This window comes from Bacillus sp. CHD6a, assembly GCF_001293645.1.
Taxonomy (GTDB): Bacteria; Bacillota; Bacilli; order Bacillales; family Bacillaceae_I; genus Sutcliffiella_A.
In genome coordinates this window covers 24,842-40,686 of the sequence record NZ_LBMD01000016.1, presented here as the reverse complement: position 1 = coordinate 40,686, position 15,845 = coordinate 24,842, and the positions used below count along the sequence as shown (strand labels likewise).

Sequence of the window (15,845 nt, the reverse complement as noted above, 5' to 3'; positions counted from 1 at the left end):
CGTTCTCCACCTCCTTGTGTTCAGTGCTATACTTTAAGGATTCCTCCAGTATTTGCTGACGTTACAAGTGCTGCATATCTTGCAAGGTAACCACTTTTCACTTTAGATTCCGGTGGTTGCCAGTTCATTTTTCTCGCTTCTAATTCTTCCGATTCAACCAATAAATGTATGGTTCGTTTTGGTAAGTCTATTTGAATGATATCGCCATTTTCCACAAAAGCGATTGGACCGCCTTCTGCTGCTTCCGGGGAAATATGTCCAATAGAGATACCCCTTGATGCACCAGAGAACCTGCCATCTGTGATGAGAGCCACTTTAGTGGATAACCCCCTCCCAGCAATAGAAGAAGTTGGTGCAAGCATTTCCGGCATTCCAGGTCCGCCTTTTGGCCCTTCATACCTAATGACTACTACATGCCCTTCTCGGACTTGACCATTATTAATGCCTTCCTGGGCCTCATCTTGTGATTCAAAAATGATGGCTTCTCCTGTAAACGTTTTGATAGATGGATCTACTGCTCCAACTTTTATGACACTACCGTTAGGTGCAAGGTTTCCAAACAATATACTCAATCCACCCACAGGACTATAAGGATTATCTTTTGTCCTGATGACCTGATTATTGACAATCTGTGCATGATCCACCACTTCTTGAATGGATTGACCGGAGATGGTGAGACGGTCAGGATGAATGGCACCTTCAATACGACAAAGTTCCTTGATGATGGCACTTACTCCACCTGCTTCATGGACATCCTGCATAGAGTAGTCTGATGCAGGACTTACTTTGCATAGATAAGGAATCCTTTCTGCGATTTCATTAATGTCTTCTAATTTGTACTCAATTCCAGCTTCATGAGCGATGGCAAGTGTATGTAGAACGGTATTAGTCGATCCGCCCATTGCCATATCAAGTGCAAAAGCGTCGTCTATTGCTTCTTTAGTGATGATATCTCTTGGTCTTACATCTTCTTCAATTTGTCTCATGAGGTGCTTGGCTGCCTCTTTGATCAGTTGGTGGCGCTCATTAGAAGTTGCCACCATGGTACCGTTACCAGGAAGTGCCACTCCTAGCATTTCCATTAGGGTGTTCATGGAATTTGCCGTGAACATTCCAGAACAAGAACCGCATGTTGGACACGCACTAGACTCAATTTCTAGCAGTTCTTCTCGGGACATTTTTCCGGAAAGGACGCTTCCAACTCCTTCAAAAACGGAAACAAGCGATAATGGCCTACCGTCTTTGGTTCTTCCTGCTTCCATTGGTCCCCCTGATACAAATACTGCTGGGACATTGGTTCTAGCCGCTGCCATTAGCATACCTGGTGTGATTTTGTCACAGTTCGGGATATAAAATACGCCGTCAAACCAGTGAGCGTTGATAACTGTTTCTGCTGAGTCTGCGATCAGCTCCCGACTTGGCAGGGAATAACGCATTCCAATATGACCCATGGCAATTCCGTCATCCACTCCAATCGTATTGAATTCGAAAGGCACACCTCCCGCTTCCCTGATTGCATCCTTCACCACTTCTGCAAATTTATTTAAATGCATATGCCCCGGGATAATATCCACGTAAGAGTTACAGACACCGATGAACGGCTTATCCATATCCTCCGGCTTTACCCCTGCTGCATGCAACAAACTTCGATGTGGTGCTCTGTCAATTCCTCTCTTAATCGTATTACTTCTCATCGGTTGCTTCACTCCTTTAGAAGGGACCTTGACAATATACTAGTGATGACATGGCCCCTTTTTAATGCTTTAACGTAGTGAGGGTCAGACCCCTCTTCAATGCTTTAATGATTCAACGCTTCACCCAACAGCACTCCACCGTTGATTTCCCAGCCCACTTGCGTTTCTTCTGGGTAGACTTTGTGGCCGTCTTCTACAACTAGCTGGCGGAAGCGATTAAGGATTTTGTGGGTTTCTTTTCCTGGTTTTCCGTCTGCAATTTTTCTTGCATCAAGACTGATAACCGGGATTACTTCTGCTGCAGTTCCTGTTAAGAACACTTCGTCAGCTACATACACATCATGCCTTGTAAACGGTTCTTCTCGAACGTCATAACCCATTTCATTAGCGAGATCGATGATGGCATTTCTTGTAATGCCTTCCAATGCTCCAACATAACTTGGAGGTGTTAATAATTTGTTGCCTTTTAGGATAAAGATGTTCTGTCCTGATCCTTCCGCTACATACCCTTCGGTGTTAAGTGTAAGTGCCTCGTTGGCTCCTGCCATATTTGCCTCTGCTTTTACCATGATGTTGTTTAAGTAGTTCAGTGATTTTACTTTTGGACTTAAGATATCCGGGCGGTTTCTTCTAGTAGGAACGGTTACCATCGTAATGCCTACGTCATAGAGTTCTTTAGGGAATAATGCCAGTTGCTCAGCAATGACAATTAGGTTTGGAGTTTTGCATTTTGTGGGATCTAAACCGAGATCGCCGACTCCTCTTGATAGGACTAGTCGAATATAGGCCGTATCATGCAATTTGTTCTTTCTTAGAGTCTCAACGATAATATTCTCCAGTTCAGACATGGTATAGGGGACATCCAATAATACAGATCTTGCAGAATCATATAATCTTTCAAGATGTTCGCGAAGACGGAATACATTTCCGTTGTACATTCGGATTCCTTCAAAAACGCCATCGCCATATAGGAATCCGTGATCATATACAGATACAACTGCCTTCTCTTTTTCAACTAGCTGCCCATTCATATAGATGTATCTACACATAACTAATCTCCTCTTTTCACTTTTATTGTTTGAATATTCTGACATATAATAGTTTAAAAGTTGCCCCTTGGTCAGGTTGAATAAACGTCAAGCGTTCATCAGAACCTATCCGTAGAGGCTTTTTTCCTCGCGGTGTACACCATCTGTCAAGATCGTGCTGGTATCGCTCGGACCAGACATGATTGGAAAATTGGGCTGATAGTGCAGAGATTTTTCTTTCTCGCACTACCACTTTACTTTCCTGAAATCACCGGAACCCTAGACACCCTTCTGATAAGGGAAATGTTATTTCATTTATCAATGTTTCTTTGAGTTGATGTTATTTTAATACCGTCCATACAGGTCGTCAACACTTAATTTCAGATAATTCGAATTTTACAGACAATATAAAAACGCTTTCATTTTTGTCCTATTAACAAAGAAAACGCTTACAAATGTATGTTAATTTTTTTTACATATCCTCTTTTTTTCTCTCTAAACACAAAAAAAAGAACGAGTTACCCCGCTCTTTTTTAAAACACGGTAAAATTATATCAATAAATTAAATAATTGTTTGTCTTTATTTATCTCGATATAGGTAAATCCTTTCTTTTCCATTCGATCAATAATAGCAAAGTAATCGTCAGGTTTGCGCAGTTCGACACCGACCAACACCGGTCCCTTGTCTCGGTTATTTTTTTTCGTGTACTCAAAGCGTGTAATATCGTCTGTTTCTCCAAGTACATCCTCCATAAATTCCCGTAAGGCTCCTGCACGCTGAGGGAAATTAACAATAAAATAGTGCTTAAGGCCTTCATAGATCAGGGACCTTTCTTTCATTTCCTGCATGCGGTCTAAATCATTGTTGCCGCCGCTCACAATACAGACTACCGTCTTACCGGCAATTTCATCTTTGTAAAAATCCAGTGCTGCAATAGACAACGCTCCTGCCGGCTCTGCTATAATCGCATTCTCATTATACAAATTCAGGATGGTCGTACAAACTTTCCCTTCTGGTACCAATACCACATCATCTGCGAGGCCTTTGGTCATTTCAAACGGCAGTTCTCCCACCTGTTTTACAGCGGCTCCATCTACAAAGCTATCAATTTCATTTAGTCGCACCACTTTATTTTGCGCCAATGATTGCTTCATTCCTGGAGCACCGAACGGTTCTACGCCAATCAATTTTGTATGAGGACGTTTTTCTTTCAGATAAGATCCGACACCGGAGATCAGTCCTCCTCCGCCTATACTCATAAACACGTGAGAACACTCTTCCTGCAGTTGCTCAGAAATTTCCAAGCCTACAGTTGCCTGGCCGGTAATGGTTAACTTGTCGTCAAAGGGGTGTATAAATTTCATTCCTTCCCTTTCACACACTTTCATCGCCTGCTGATAGGAATCGTCATATGTGTCGCCCGTAAGAACGACTTCTGTAAACTCGCCGCCAAAAAACTCAACGCGCGACACTTTTTGACGTGGGGTAGTAGTCGGCATAAAAATCTTCCCTTTTATTCCAAGCTTTTTGCACGCATAAGCAACGCCTTGTGCATGGTTGCCTGCACTCGCACACACCACCCCTTTTGCTCGTTGTTCCTCCGTTAAACTATGAACCGAATAATAGGCTCCTCTAATTTTAAATGACCGAACAACCTGTTGATCTTCCCTTTTCAGGTACACGTTACAGTTATATCTTTCTGATAAGATGGTATCGAGCTGAAGCGGGGTTCTGGCAACCACATCCTTTAGTACCTTATAAGCACGCTCCACTTCTTCTGTTTTTACTCTTGTCTGTAATGCTTTTGCCAATCTGACCGCTCCTTCCTTCAATCAAAAAAAACGAATATTGTGAATTATTGTACAACAAGTTGTTTTAAAAAGTCACGATGAATTTTCTGCTCGTATATGTAAAAAAGCATTCGACATATTTAGTTCGTTGTCGAATGCTCTGCTAACACTTTATCAAATTTTTCTTGTCGCTCTGATTTTTTCATTCTTGGACAGGTATAACATAGGTGTCCACCTTCTGTTTGATAGGCCAGACAACATGAGGGCTTTAAAGGCAACGGGTCATTTAAATTCCATGGATTATCAATAAATATAAATTCTTTTGCATAGGGGTGTTTTTTCGTATTCACTCCCATACAAGTGGAAGGATTTACATTTTTAAACATTTCCACCGTTTTTTCGTATTGCAATATGTATCTTTCTAGAAGATTGGAATGCTTCATACGGTCTGAAATCCAATAAAGACTATGAGTGGCCTGGTACCACATATGTAGTAGATTGTTGCTATCTGACAAACAGTGCATTTGCTTGTATACAGGATTCATAATTACTTTATAAAATTTCTCCACCCATTCTCTGTCCCTTGTTTCAACTATCTCCTCGGAATTAACGTAAAATGAGATCACCATGGTTCCTCGATGATTTTTATATACTTGAAGTTGAATATTATCTGGATTTATCTCGCAGCCATCGGCGGACAGAAAGTGCATAGCTCCACATAAATATCCAAACCAGCCTGCAAGATACATCATAGTAACATCCTTAGTCGTTGCCTTAATTCCTTCTCCATAAATGTCTATTAATTTTTGCAGAATAGCTGGATCTTCCAACTCAGTTATCCGACAATTCCACAGAATATCCGCTTTTTCTTGGTTTGACATGTAAAAGAAATTTTCCATGTGTTCCCATGTCCACTCTTGTTCTTGTGGTTTCATATTGTCCCTCCATTTAAAGAAAAAGGCTGACGGCAAATGTCGAGGCCATTGAAAAAGTCTTGATTTTAGTATTTTTATAAACATTGCTGTTGATTTCCGCAAATGGCTTCGCTTTCCTAGGGGCTGACGAGAGCCTCCTTCGGCTTCGCCTGCGGGGTCTCCACCTAGCGCTATTTCCCTAAGGAGTCTTCGCCTTTTGCTACAACCACCAGCTAGGAATCAAAAAAAATTTACGATATCAGTTTTTCAGTGGCCTCCAAATGTCAACCTTTCTTTTAACGATATAGATTTTCAATTAGAACATTCTACTTTGATTATAGGTCGCAAAGACTAGAAAAGCTATAGACTTTTTTATCTATAAGCATGAACGAATTTACAGGCATGGTTTCGGACAAAGAGAGGAGTGGTTTGTTACAATATGCTTTATGAAAAGAAAGGAACCTTAAAGCTTAAGAAAAGAGGGATAGAAGTTGTTGAACAGTGGGTTAGTGCTTGAAGGCGGAGGTATGCGCGGAGTATATACTGCCGGAATTTTAGAATATTTTATGGAAAGAGACTTATACTTTCCATATGTGATTGGCGTTTCTGCCGGAGCTTGTATGGCAGCTTCCTATCTATCCAGACAGCCAGGTAGAAACAAAAAGGTTAATATCGACTTCGTTGGAGACCCTAGATATCTTTCCTATCGAAACTATTGGAAAAAACGACAGATGTTTGACATGGACTTTTTATTTGATGAAATCCCGAATAAACTTGTTCCTTATGACTATGAGACTTTCTTGAACAGAAAAGAGCGATTTGTGGTAGTAACGACGGATTGTTTGTCTGGCGAACCGATCTATTACAACATGGATCAACATGGAGAAGATATGCTCCAACTCATCCGTGCATCAAGCTCTCTTCCCTTTATTGCACCAAGTGTAGCCTATCAGGACAGAATACTCTTAGACGGGGGAATCATTGATCCTATTCCATTAAAAAAAGCACAAAAAGATGGCTTTGAGAAAAATGTTGTTATCTTGACAAAGCCTGTTGGCTACAAAAAGAAAGCAAGCAGATTTTCTTCTCTTTTCAAATACAAGCCGTATCCGATTATCTCAGATCGTCTTCAGACACGTTATAAGCTCTATAATGACACGTTGGACTATGTGGCATCAGAGAAGAATACTGGCTCTACTTTTGTATTTCAACCAAGCAAGCCTCTCCCTGTAGGCAGAATGGAACGAAAAAAGGAACGCCTTCAAGCACTTTATGAACTAGGGTATGAAGATGCAGAAAAAAATTACAAAGCACTACAAGATTTTTTACAAAACTAAGATAGAAACTGGTGAGACAAATGGCATCACACGCTGCCGATATTAAAGAATTAAATCAACCTGTTTTAGAAGAAAATAAAATCATCCTTATCTGGAGCGCGACCGTTTGGCTTGTAGTCATGAATACAACGATGTTCAATGTTGCCTTGCCAAGTGTATTGAGCGAGCTGAGCCTGTCCTCTTCCACCGCTTCTTGGATTGTATCTGGCTATTCGATCGTTTTCGCGCTTTCAACTTTGACCTATAGCAGATTGTCGGATTTTTTACCAATTAGGAAATTACTAAGCATTGGACTTGGCTTGTTGGCCATTTCCTCCTTAATCGGTTTCTTTTCACAAAATTTTGTCTGGTTATTATCCGCAAGACTATTACAAGCTGCAGGTGCCGGGGCTGTACCAGGGCTTGCTATGGTGTTGGCGGGACGTTATATCCCTATTTCAAGAAGAGGAAAAGCGATGGCCTTCATCTCTTCTGCCGCCTCGCTTGGATTTGGACTTGGTCCGGTAATCGGGGGACTGATCACCCAATACTTGGGCTGGCATTATCTTTTCGTCGTGACAGGATTTGTATTACTGCTACTGCCACTGTTTCGAAAGCTGTTACCTCAAGAAGAAACACAAAAAATTAAATTTGACTACCTTGGCGGATTATTAATTGGTGTTGGTGTAACGGGACTTTTACTTTATCTATCCACTTTTAAAACGCCAATTTTACTGGTAAGTATTGCAGCACTATTGTGGCTTTGGCGACATATTCAAAAGGTTTCCTCGCCGTTTATCCAACCTGCATTATTAAAAAATGATCAGTTTGTGAGACTGCTCGGAATTGGATTTGGTGCATTTGTCTCGCATTTTTCAGCGTTATTCCTAATGCCGATTATGTTGGCAGTGCTATTCAACAAGGAGCCGGCAACCATCGGCTTGCTTATCTTTCCCGGGGCAATTCTTTCTGCCATTGCCGCTCAATTTATCGGCAGATTTATCGACCGCTTTGGCAACATACCACTGATTTTGTTCGGTCAGGTGTTTTTAATCATCTCCACTTTATCATTCGGACTACTTGGAAATTTATCAGCGTATGTCATTTTGGTCACCTATATGTTTATGAGCACAGGATTTTCAGCACTCACATCCAGTATTTCCAATGAGATTTCAAGGATATTGGATAAGTCAGAGCTGGGTGCAGGAATGGGGATTGCCCAACTTGTTCAATTTTTCGGCGGTGCTTTTGGAGTGGCATTGACTGGGTTGTTGATTGTGTGGCAAGGAAACTTGCCTGAGGTAGAGATATATCGAAATATTTTCCTTGGAGTTACAGGGCTATTATTACTAACCTCCATTGTGTTTTATCAGTATAAAAGAAGGAAAGGAAGACAGTCTTGATTTGGCTGTCTTTTGTTAACTCTCCCACCGGTGATCCTTTTGACATTGAATGAAGACCTCTCCATTTTCTTTTCACACTAGAAGAAAGGTCTTCATAAGCCCCATGAAGACTGCTACCCCTACGTTTTCACACTAGAAAGGTTTTCATAAGCCAAATGAAAACTGCTCTCCCCCCGTTTTCACTCTAGAGAGGTCTTCATAAAACAGGATAATTCGAAAGTCCAATCAAGACTGTCTTTTGTTATTGCCTACATTTCATTTTCTCAGTACAATAGGTGAAGAATAACTACAAAAAATGGAAGAAGGACATGCATGCAAAAAACACCCTACTTAATTCATTTCAATGAAAAAGACCGCGAAAAGATTGGAAGCTATTATGATTTCGGCTATGTGGTCAGCAAACTAAAAAATGCCCTACAAAACAAATATGGCACCAACTTTCACCTATACGCGGATGATGAGACATCCAATGAGATTTGGGAAGTACTTGAAGAGGACTTGGAGATCTATCCAGAAAAAGTGGAAGCGGTTACTCATGTATTTGATGGGTTGGAAACGAGAACAATCTCATCCAATCATAACCATGACCGGCTCGAGTTTATCATCAAACCACGTCTTTCCAACACTCTATATTACTATAAAGAGTATGAAGTGGCTGTTGTCAGATGCCCCATATTTCAAACTCATACCGAGACCAATCATGATTTCATTTTGGCTAAAAGCAATGAGGGCCTCTTAACCTTTCTCAACTATGTAATTAAAAGGAAGCGGGACTACACCAAGAACTATGTCACAGTATTTACGGATACGGAAAACGGGATTGAAAGCACCAAAGAGAAAATCACCACGTTTGTTACACGTGATGATGTCTTTTTAGAAGAATCTCTTAAAAAAGAAATCTATCGTTCTATCGACGAATTCTTTACAGATAGCGGCTCTTTCTTTAAAACGTATGACATTCCCTATAAAAGAGGGATCTTGCTTTACGGAAAGCCTGGTAATGGAAAAACTACTCTAGTGAAGTCCATTGCCAACAGCATTACCGCTCCTGTTGCATACTGGCAGATCACAGAGCATACTTCCAGCTACTCCATACATGAAGTGTTTTCCACTGTAAACAGGATGACACCGATGGCTTTGGTGATTGAAGATATTGATTCAATGCCAATAGAGGTCAGGTCCGTCTTTTTGAACACACTGGATGGTGCAACATCTAAGGAAGGCATCTTCCTCATTGGAACAACCAACTATCCGGAGAAAATTGACCCTGCCCTCATCAATCGTTCCGGACGTTTTGACAGAGCATACGAAATTAAACTACCTACTCTGGAGTTAAGAATGGGCTATTTGAAAAAGAAGAATATGCTTCAATTTATTTCAGAGGAAGAATTAATGAAGATTAATCAGCTGACAGATGGATTCTCCTATGCACAGTTGAATGAGTTGTACACCTCTGTCGCCCTGCAGTGGCATTATGAAAAGGCAGTCGACGTGGAAAAGATATGTGCGGATCTGCAGGCAGATAACAAGAAAAAGAAAAACTTCAAATGGGACACGGATGCTGAACAAGTAGGATTTATTAGATAAGAAAAGCCTGAGACCTTCTGCTGATTAGTGGAGGTCTCAGGCTTTTTTATTGATTATGAGAATTATTAGTTATTCACCTTTATCAAACTTCTCCTGCGCTCGTGCAGTTCGCTTCGCATATGGCAGCGCTTCAAGCCGCTCGTAAGGAATCTCTTCTCCAGTATCGATACAAATACCATATGTCCCTTCTTCTATTCTAGTTAATGCTTCTTCAATCTCACCTAGCAATTTTTCATCGATCTGTTCAAAGGTCTGTTCCTGTTCTCTATCTACTCTCTCCGCCTTACCTTCTGCTAAGTGATTGCCGATCCCAGTAGTAATTTCACCGGAAGATTCGCGCATGGACTCGTCCAATATACTGTTTTCCTGCTTTCTCTCTATGCTTTCTTTCATCTTTTCCAGTTTGGTTTGTAGTGTTTTCTGCTTATCTTTCGTTAGTGTCATTTCTATCTACTCCCTTCATCTAGTGAAGGTATACCCTTAGGAGTACGAAATAAAACAAACCGTTTCTAGGATAAAACTTCAGCTAATGCTTCATCTATTTTAGGATACTTGAATTGATATCCCTCTTTTTCCAACCTCTCAGGGATGACCCACCTGCTTTTCAAGATCAACTCTGTTTCCGTCCTTATGATGACAGCACCAATCTCGAGCATCCACCTTGGGGAAGGCAGTCCAATCTTTCTATTCATTTTCTCTCTCATCTCAGCCATGAATTGCTTGTTAGGGATAGGATTTGGAGCAGAGCAGTTGAACAACCCTTGTAAGTCTTTTCTGTCTCTAATGAAAAGCATGATTTGAAAGACATCCTCTATATGTACCCAGCTGAACATTTGTGTACCTGGCCCCTGAATTCCCCCCAGTCCATATGTGACCAAGTTTTTAAATGGAGTCATCACACCACCATCTTTTCCTAAGACAATGGCAATCCGTAATGCAGCTTGTCTTGTTTGTGGCAAGTTAAAATCAAAGAATGATTTCTCCCACTTTTTTGCAACCTCGACGGAAAAACCTTCTCCGATCTCCCCGGTTGCTTCCGACATTGGTCTGTCCTCAGCATGTCGGTAGATTGTTGCTGTACTAGAGTTGATCCATAATTCAGGAGGATTTAAAGAAGATTCGATTGCTTCTCCGAGAACTCTTGTCGTCTCCGTCCTAGAATCAAAAATTTCCTGTTTATTTTTTTCATTATAGCGGCAATCAACCGATTTTCCAGCCAAATTGATGACGAGCTCTGCATTGTCGACCGCTTTGGCAATTCTCTTCGTATCTGTCCAGGCCACGTGTTGAGGCTGTCTTGAAATGATGATAACTTCATAGTTTTGTTGAATGAACTGCTTTTCTAAGTATTTCCCAATAAATCCGGTTCCTCCAGCGAGGACAACTTTTTTCTTCAAGGGTGTACCTCTTTTCTAATCATTATTTAAATAGCAAGAAATGATTTAATCTCACTCCAAAGCCTTATTTTGTAATTCTCTTTTTTCGAAACTCCCATTTCTCCAGTGCTTTTTGAAGAGTAGAGTAAATAGTGATATGGGAGAAATCAAGTCCCAGATGGATGGCTGTTTGTGCTACTTCTGGACGAACACCTGTAATAATGCTTTTTACTCCAATGAGTTCTAAAGCGGTAACAACAATAAATAACTGATTGGCTACCATTGTATCCACAATAGGTACACCAGATAAATCGATGACAAGACACTCAACATTCTTTTCCTGACACTGTTTAAGGCTTGTCTCTGTAATTACTTTCGCTCTTTGTGTATCAATGCTTCCAATCAAAGGCAGTACACTGATTTCATTCGTCAATTTAATAATTGGAGAGCTTAATTCTGATATCATTTCTTGTTGTGCCAATAGTGTCGAACGGTGATAAGCTGTATAAGTTGCCACGAATTCCTCGATCACGTTGTCGAACGCATAATGGAATAAATTAGACCAAGTTAACAGCTTCTCAGGAGTAATTAGATTGGTAGTATCTGAAGCATATTCATTAATTTTATTCCAATATATCTGACGGAACACTTTAAACTGAGGAATGATCTCGTTTAACTCCGTATTGGTGGAAACTCTATCTTTTGCAACATCAGAAGCCCATTGTTTAATAGCATCATAATTGGAATCTGTATCAGGATTGATGAAAATTTGGGCCATGGTAGTAATGAACTTCTTATTTTGCACACGTAACTTCTCACTAATGGTAGGAGCAGTACTAGAATAAATACTACCTTCCTTCGCTTTTTTAGACTGGAACCAAGCGTTAGTCAAGGAATCCGTATTTTTCACAATAAAATCATGTAATGCTACGTTTTTTTCCATAAAAAGCCCCTTAATAAATATTTTTTTATATATTATAACCCTATCAGACTTGAAGAGCACTATCCCTTAGCACGATCTAGTAAAGGGTTGTTAAAATTCTACTACTTTTTTCACTTTCCTTGCTATCAAGGTCCAAGCCTCTTCTGCTTTTTCTTTTGGACCTAAATGGGTAAACGCATGCGCACAATCTTTAAATAGTTCATATTGAACGTCTACCCCTGCCGCTTTTAATTTCTCAGCATAACATTCTGCCTCAGGTCTAAATGCATCATATTCTGCATTTAGAATAAGTGCAGGAGCTAAATGCTCACTAACCTCAGCTAAAACAGGGGATGCAAGTGGATGGCCGGCATGTTCTTTATCAGCTAAATAACACATATTGATAAAATTTGCTACTTGAGGGTATCGAGAACGCCACCGGTCTGGCTCTGGTTTGTCTGCATGAGGAGTAACAAAATCCAGCATAGGGCAAGATAGCACTTGGAGAAGTGGCTGAACTTCACCTTTCTCTTCTAGGTACAGGCATAGCGCAGCTGCAATATTGGCACCTGAACTTTGGCCGCCAACCATCATTTTTCCTACGTCAATATTTAACTCATCCGCCCTGTTATTCAGCCATTGAATAATGTCATAACCCTGTTCAATTTGTTTAGGGAAACGATGTTCGGGTGCTTTCACATAGTCAACATTAAGAACAACACATTCTGCCCGGTTGGATAGGAAGCGACAATAAGGATCATCCATCTCCTTATCGTTCATGATAAACGCTCCTCCATGGAAGTTTATGTAGACAGGAAGCTTCCTCGGGTTAGCTTTTAGGGGATAATATAAAGAGATAGAAGTACGTTGAACAGATGTTTCCATTAATACATCCTTTTTCATTTTCACTTTTTCCTGAGGAATCATTGGTGTTTTTAATGCTTTATTAGGTAAGAGGCGTAATAATTTCGCGATAACAGACGTCAACATCAGCAAAACCTCACTTTCAAAGCCAATAGTATTGGATGAACTTATTAAGATACAACTTCTAAAATATTTCCGTCTGGATCTATAACATGGAATACAGAATGCAAAGAACTTCTTTTCACTTGAAAGTTTCGTGATTCTAACAGTCGATAATAATAGAAAATCTCCATGGGCTTAGATTCTCGAATTGATTTAGAGAGTGCCATAATTATTTGATGATTAGGCATTATAACTTCCTTTTCCACACTAGATGTATTTGTTAATGTTAGTTTCTTTCTAGAACGATGAAGTGCTGTTTTGATTGACTCATCACTTACTCTTAACATGGTTGCTATTTCTTTTGAAGTGTATTCAAATACATCCTTTAAGGTAATTAGGATGGACTGTTTCAAAGGCAAACTGGTAAATAATACTTCAATTAGACCGTAGTATTCTAAAAAATCGTATTCTTCACCCAATATATTTTCATTAAATTGCATACTTTCTTTGTACTTTCTTTTTTCATCAATAAACAGATTTTTTGCTACGGTACATAAAAACGAAAAATTAAATGTTCTATTCGGTTCGGACTTTTTAATCTTATAAACCTTTAGCAGCGTTTCTTGTACTAAATCTTCAGCTGTCCATGGTGAACCTGACAATTTTAAGCAATAGTTATAAAGTTTTTTAATCACATACTCTAAATCTTCTAGAAACATGTTTGTGCACCTTTTCATTTATTTTTATTTTTCCTGTAACTTTTACACTATAATTAACGTTAATAGTAAGAATTTCATTTGGAGGTGGAAGATTATGTTTAGAGTAGGTAGTATATTTATTCCAGTTACAAACATGGAAGAATCAACAAAATGGTATGAAAAGTTTCTTGATGCAAAAATAATTGATAGTTGGGGAGATGGAGTTGGATTTTATTTACCAACAGGACCAACACAATTAGCCCTGGTAAAAGTGGAATCTCCTCAACCTACTGAGTTCAGAACCAAAGGTGATCAGAAAAATGGTTATTTTAATTTTGTAGTAGATGATATTGAACGAACCCACCAACATTTTAAAAATAATGGGATCGTTACCTCTGAGATTGATGATTTTGGCGGAATGAAGTTTTTTGATTTCTTTGACTTAGATGGTAATCCATTTAGTGTGGTAAATGAAGTTGTCGGCTCCCCCTACCACTCAGATCATGTTAGAAAGATGCAGGAACAAGACTTCAAACATCTATAATAGGGAAAAAGAATTACCATTCAATTAGGATAGGTAATTCTTTTGATTTTAAAATGAAAAGTTAATTGATGCGACACTATGCTATTATTTCTTACTTTTTCTTTCTAAAAATATCGGTGCTAAATTTAGTAAAATAGAAACAATTGTCATAAACCATAAAGCCCTTTCCATTCCAGGTACTACATCCATTAAAGCTGCCCAATCTTTCACTTCTACCCAGTCCGATACTAAACTGTATTCAGCACAAAGTGTTAACGCTGTAAATGATAATCCTAAGGCCATAGCAAGTTTATAATCCTTTCCTGCTGCGTACATTATAAGATTAATAATAGTTACTACTATTGCAATGACCCCTAAAATTACCCACATCACTATTCCTCCATATAATTCTGTTCCTTACACATTCTTTACTATATTGTTTAGTACCAATTATTTCAAAAAAAAGTAATAAACTCAATCTTTTATTTTCCTTCAAAAAGAAAAATCACGCTTTTATATAAACGTGATTTTGTATCATTACTAGCTGGCTTCTGAGAAAATTAAGTACTAATTGTTAACTCGTTTGTTAACTTCAATGGTAATAAACTCCGGCAAATAACTGGGTGTACATCCTTTTGATACCATTTCATCTTTGTAAAGACCCGTATTCTCACCAAGTTTAATACAACGTGCTCGATATTTTTCATCATAAACGCCTATCCAGCCTGCGGTAAAATTCATGGCCCATTGAACTTCCGGCTCTTCCTGCGTAATATTTGCTTCGATTGCAGATAGTAAGTCTGCCGTGTTATCAGGCGGTGTTTGTCCAGTCCATCTTAAACGGCCTTGATAATACCAAAAAGCTCTCCTTTGAAGAGCAGAAGGACTGTTTTCCCATGATTCCATCAATGCAATGTTCTTCTTGTCTTTGGTGAGCTGATTAGCCATTAACCAATCCATTAAGTTATTTCGCTCATTATATGTGTGAGTCTGCATCCCATTATCAAGCTCATTTAGAACATCTTGAGAAAGAAGTTTTTTATCCATGATCAAAATTGCCAATAGTCTGTGCAAAAACTCTCCGGTTGACCAAAGTTCCATAGCTAGTTCGTGATCTATTTTAATGTCCTTCGCGATTTTTCTTAAGTCTCCAAGTTTCGTTTTACTATCGATTTGCTGTAGAATGTTTTCAGCTTTTGAAGAGCGTTCTATGTCTGTGCTATTATTTTCAATCAATTAACACAACTCCTTTATCGTTAAAAGTCATATAGCACAATTTTACCATATCAATGTGTAAGGAGTGACTCCGCTCACAATAATACTTATGGTAAGGTTTCTTATGCTAAACTACCTCTCCCAAAATGGCCCATTTGTTGAAAACTGTTGCCCTCCACTTCCATTAAAAAATAAGCCTCCCAATAAAAGAAGGCCACTGAAAAAGTCTTTGAATCTAGATATTGTTTAGACGCCGCTGTGTATTTCCGCAATTGGCTTCGCTTTCCTAGGGGCGCTACTGGAGCCTCCTCGGCAAGCCTGCGGGGTCTCCACCTGGCGCTATCTCCCTCAGGAGTCTACGCCTATTGCTCCAATCCACAGCTCGAAAACACAAAACATTATATTATATCAG

Annotated in this window: 15 protein-coding genes; 4 read left to right on the top strand and 11 right to left on the bottom strand. The window is 39.5% G+C overall.

Annotated features, from left to right (window positions below):
* Window positions 1–26: 26 nt before the first annotated feature.
* The 4 genes from ilvD to AAV98_RS13020 all read right to left on the bottom strand — a co-directional run bounded on the left by ilvD (window position 27) and on the right by AAV98_RS13020 (window position 5,448).
* Window positions 27–1,694: a dihydroxy-acid dehydratase gene (ilvD, locus tag AAV98_RS13035; protein WP_060666008.1), complete on the bottom strand. Its 1,668-nt coding sequence runs from the start codon at window positions 1,692–1,694 to the stop codon at window positions 27–29.
* Window positions 1,695–1,798: 104 nt separating this feature from the next.
* The gene (gene ilvE / locus AAV98_RS13030) at window positions 1,799–2,743 is read right to left on the bottom strand and encodes a branched-chain-amino-acid transaminase (RefSeq protein ID WP_060666007.1); all 945 of its coding nucleotides are present in this window, start codon (window positions 2,741–2,743) and stop codon (window positions 1,799–1,801) included.
* Window positions 2,744–3,271: 528 nt separating this feature from the next.
* Window positions 3,272–4,534 carry a threonine ammonia-lyase IlvA gene (gene ilvA / locus AAV98_RS13025; protein ID WP_060666006.1) on the bottom strand — a complete coding sequence of 421 codons (1,263 nt, stop codon included), beginning with the start codon at window positions 4,532–4,534 and terminating at the stop codon, window positions 3,272–3,274.
* Between the two features lie 119 nt (window positions 4,535–4,653).
* On the bottom strand, window positions 4,654–5,448 hold the full coding sequence (locus AAV98_RS13020) for a (2Fe-2S)-binding protein (protein ID WP_060666005.1): 795 nt from the start codon (window positions 5,446–5,448) through the stop codon (window positions 4,654–4,656).
* Window positions 5,449–5,918: 470 nt separating this feature from the next.
* Here AAV98_RS13020 and AAV98_RS13015 point away from each other — a divergent pair, with 470 nt between their 5' ends.
* From AAV98_RS13015 to AAV98_RS13005, 3 genes are all read left to right on the top strand, one after another.
* The gene (locus AAV98_RS13015) at window positions 5,919–6,764 is read left to right on the top strand and encodes a patatin-like phospholipase family protein (protein WP_060666004.1); all 846 of its coding nucleotides are present in this window, start codon (window positions 5,919–5,921) and stop codon (window positions 6,762–6,764) included.
* Window positions 6,765–6,784: 20 nt separating this feature from the next.
* The gene (locus tag AAV98_RS13010) at window positions 6,785–8,146 is read left to right on the top strand and encodes an MFS transporter (protein ID WP_060666003.1); all 1,362 of its coding nucleotides are present in this window, start codon (window positions 6,785–6,787) and stop codon (window positions 8,144–8,146) included.
* 312 nt (window positions 8,147–8,458) lie between these two features.
* Window positions 8,459–9,733: an ATP-binding protein gene (locus AAV98_RS13005; RefSeq protein ID WP_060666002.1), complete on the top strand. Its 1,275-nt coding sequence runs from the start codon at window positions 8,459–8,461 to the stop codon at window positions 9,731–9,733.
* 69 nt (window positions 9,734–9,802) lie between these two features.
* On the opposite strand, the gene AAV98_RS13000 is transcribed toward AAV98_RS13005, so the two are convergent.
* The 5 genes from AAV98_RS13000 to AAV98_RS12980 all read right to left on the bottom strand — a co-directional run bounded on the left by AAV98_RS13000 (window position 9,803) and on the right by AAV98_RS12980 (window position 13,716).
* Complete coding sequence (locus AAV98_RS13000; RefSeq protein ID WP_060666001.1) at window positions 9,803–10,177, bottom strand: TraR/DksA family transcriptional regulator; 375 nt, start codon at window positions 10,175–10,177, stop codon at window positions 9,803–9,805.
* Window positions 10,178–10,242: 65 nt separating this feature from the next.
* On the bottom strand, window positions 10,243–11,130 hold the full coding sequence (locus tag AAV98_RS12995) for a TIGR01777 family oxidoreductase (protein ID WP_060666000.1): 888 nt from the start codon (window positions 11,128–11,130) through the stop codon (window positions 10,243–10,245).
* Between the two features lie 64 nt (window positions 11,131–11,194).
* Complete coding sequence (locus AAV98_RS12990) at window positions 11,195–12,052, bottom strand: STAS domain-containing protein (RefSeq protein ID WP_060665999.1); 858 nt, start codon at window positions 12,050–12,052, stop codon at window positions 11,195–11,197.
* A gap of 90 nt (window positions 12,053–12,142) precedes the next feature.
* Window positions 12,143–13,021 (bottom strand): alpha/beta hydrolase, encoded by an 879-nt coding sequence (locus AAV98_RS12985; RefSeq protein ID WP_060665998.1) that lies wholly within the window; start codon window positions 13,019–13,021, stop codon window positions 12,143–12,145.
* Window positions 13,022–13,065: 44 nt separating this feature from the next.
* The gene (locus AAV98_RS12980; RefSeq protein WP_060665997.1) at window positions 13,066–13,716 is read right to left on the bottom strand and encodes an RNA polymerase sigma factor; all 651 of its coding nucleotides are present in this window, start codon (window positions 13,714–13,716) and stop codon (window positions 13,066–13,068) included.
* 94 nt (window positions 13,717–13,810) lie between these two features.
* On the opposite strand from AAV98_RS12980, the gene AAV98_RS12975 reads away from it, so the two are divergent.
* Entirely contained in the window at window positions 13,811–14,239 is a 429-nt protein-coding gene (locus tag AAV98_RS12975; protein ID WP_060665996.1) for a VOC family protein, read from the top strand.
* 84 nt (window positions 14,240–14,323) lie between these two features.
* Here the strand turns inward: AAV98_RS12975 and AAV98_RS12970 are convergent, their stop codons facing one another.
* Together AAV98_RS12970 and AAV98_RS12965 are read right to left on the bottom strand one after the other, a co-directional pair.
* Window positions 14,324–14,608, bottom strand: a complete 285-nt coding sequence (locus AAV98_RS12970) for a hypothetical protein (protein WP_060665995.1) — start codon at window positions 14,606–14,608, stop codon at window positions 14,324–14,326.
* Between the two features lie 177 nt (window positions 14,609–14,785).
* Window positions 14,786–15,454: a DNA alkylation repair protein gene (locus tag AAV98_RS12965; RefSeq protein WP_060665994.1), complete on the bottom strand. Its 669-nt coding sequence runs from the start codon at window positions 15,452–15,454 to the stop codon at window positions 14,786–14,788.
* Window positions 15,455–15,845: the final 391 nt, after the last annotated feature.

Bases quoted from the DNA above. Each gene is read 5' to 3' on its own strand.
- AAV98_RS13010 (WP_060666003.1), top strand. From the start codon at position 6,785: ATGGCATCACACGCTGCCGATATTAAAGAATTAAATCAACCTGTTTTA.
- AAV98_RS12970 (WP_060665995.1), bottom strand. From the start codon at position 14,608: ATGTGGGTAATTTTAGGGGTCATTGCAATAGTAGTAACTATTATTAAT.
- AAV98_RS12985 (WP_060665998.1), bottom strand. From the start codon at position 13,021: ATGTTGACGTCTGTTATCGCGAAATTATTACGCCTCTTACCTAATAAA.
- ilvE (WP_060666007.1), bottom strand. From the start codon at position 2,743: ATGTGTAGATACATCTATATGAATGGGCAGCTAGTTGAAAAAGAGAAG.
- ilvD (WP_060666008.1), bottom strand. From the start codon at position 1,694: ATGAGAAGTAATACGATTAAGAGAGGAATTGACAGAGCACCACATCGA.
- AAV98_RS12990 (WP_060665999.1), bottom strand. From the start codon at position 12,052: ATGGAAAAAAACGTAGCATTACATGATTTTATTGTGAAAAATACGGAT.
- AAV98_RS13000 (WP_060666001.1), bottom strand. From the start codon at position 10,177: ATGACACTAACGAAAGATAAGCAGAAAACACTACAAACCAAACTGGAA.
- AAV98_RS13005 (WP_060666002.1), top strand. From the start codon at position 8,459: ATGCAAAAAACACCCTACTTAATTCATTTCAATGAAAAAGACCGCGAA.
- AAV98_RS12980 (WP_060665997.1), bottom strand. From the start codon at position 13,716: ATGTTTCTAGAAGATTTAGAGTATGTGATTAAAAAACTTTATAACTAT.
- AAV98_RS13020 (WP_060666005.1), bottom strand. From the start codon at position 5,448: ATGAAACCACAAGAACAAGAGTGGACATGGGAACACATGGAAAATTTC.
- AAV98_RS12975 (WP_060665996.1), top strand. From the start codon at position 13,811: ATGTTTAGAGTAGGTAGTATATTTATTCCAGTTACAAACATGGAAGAA.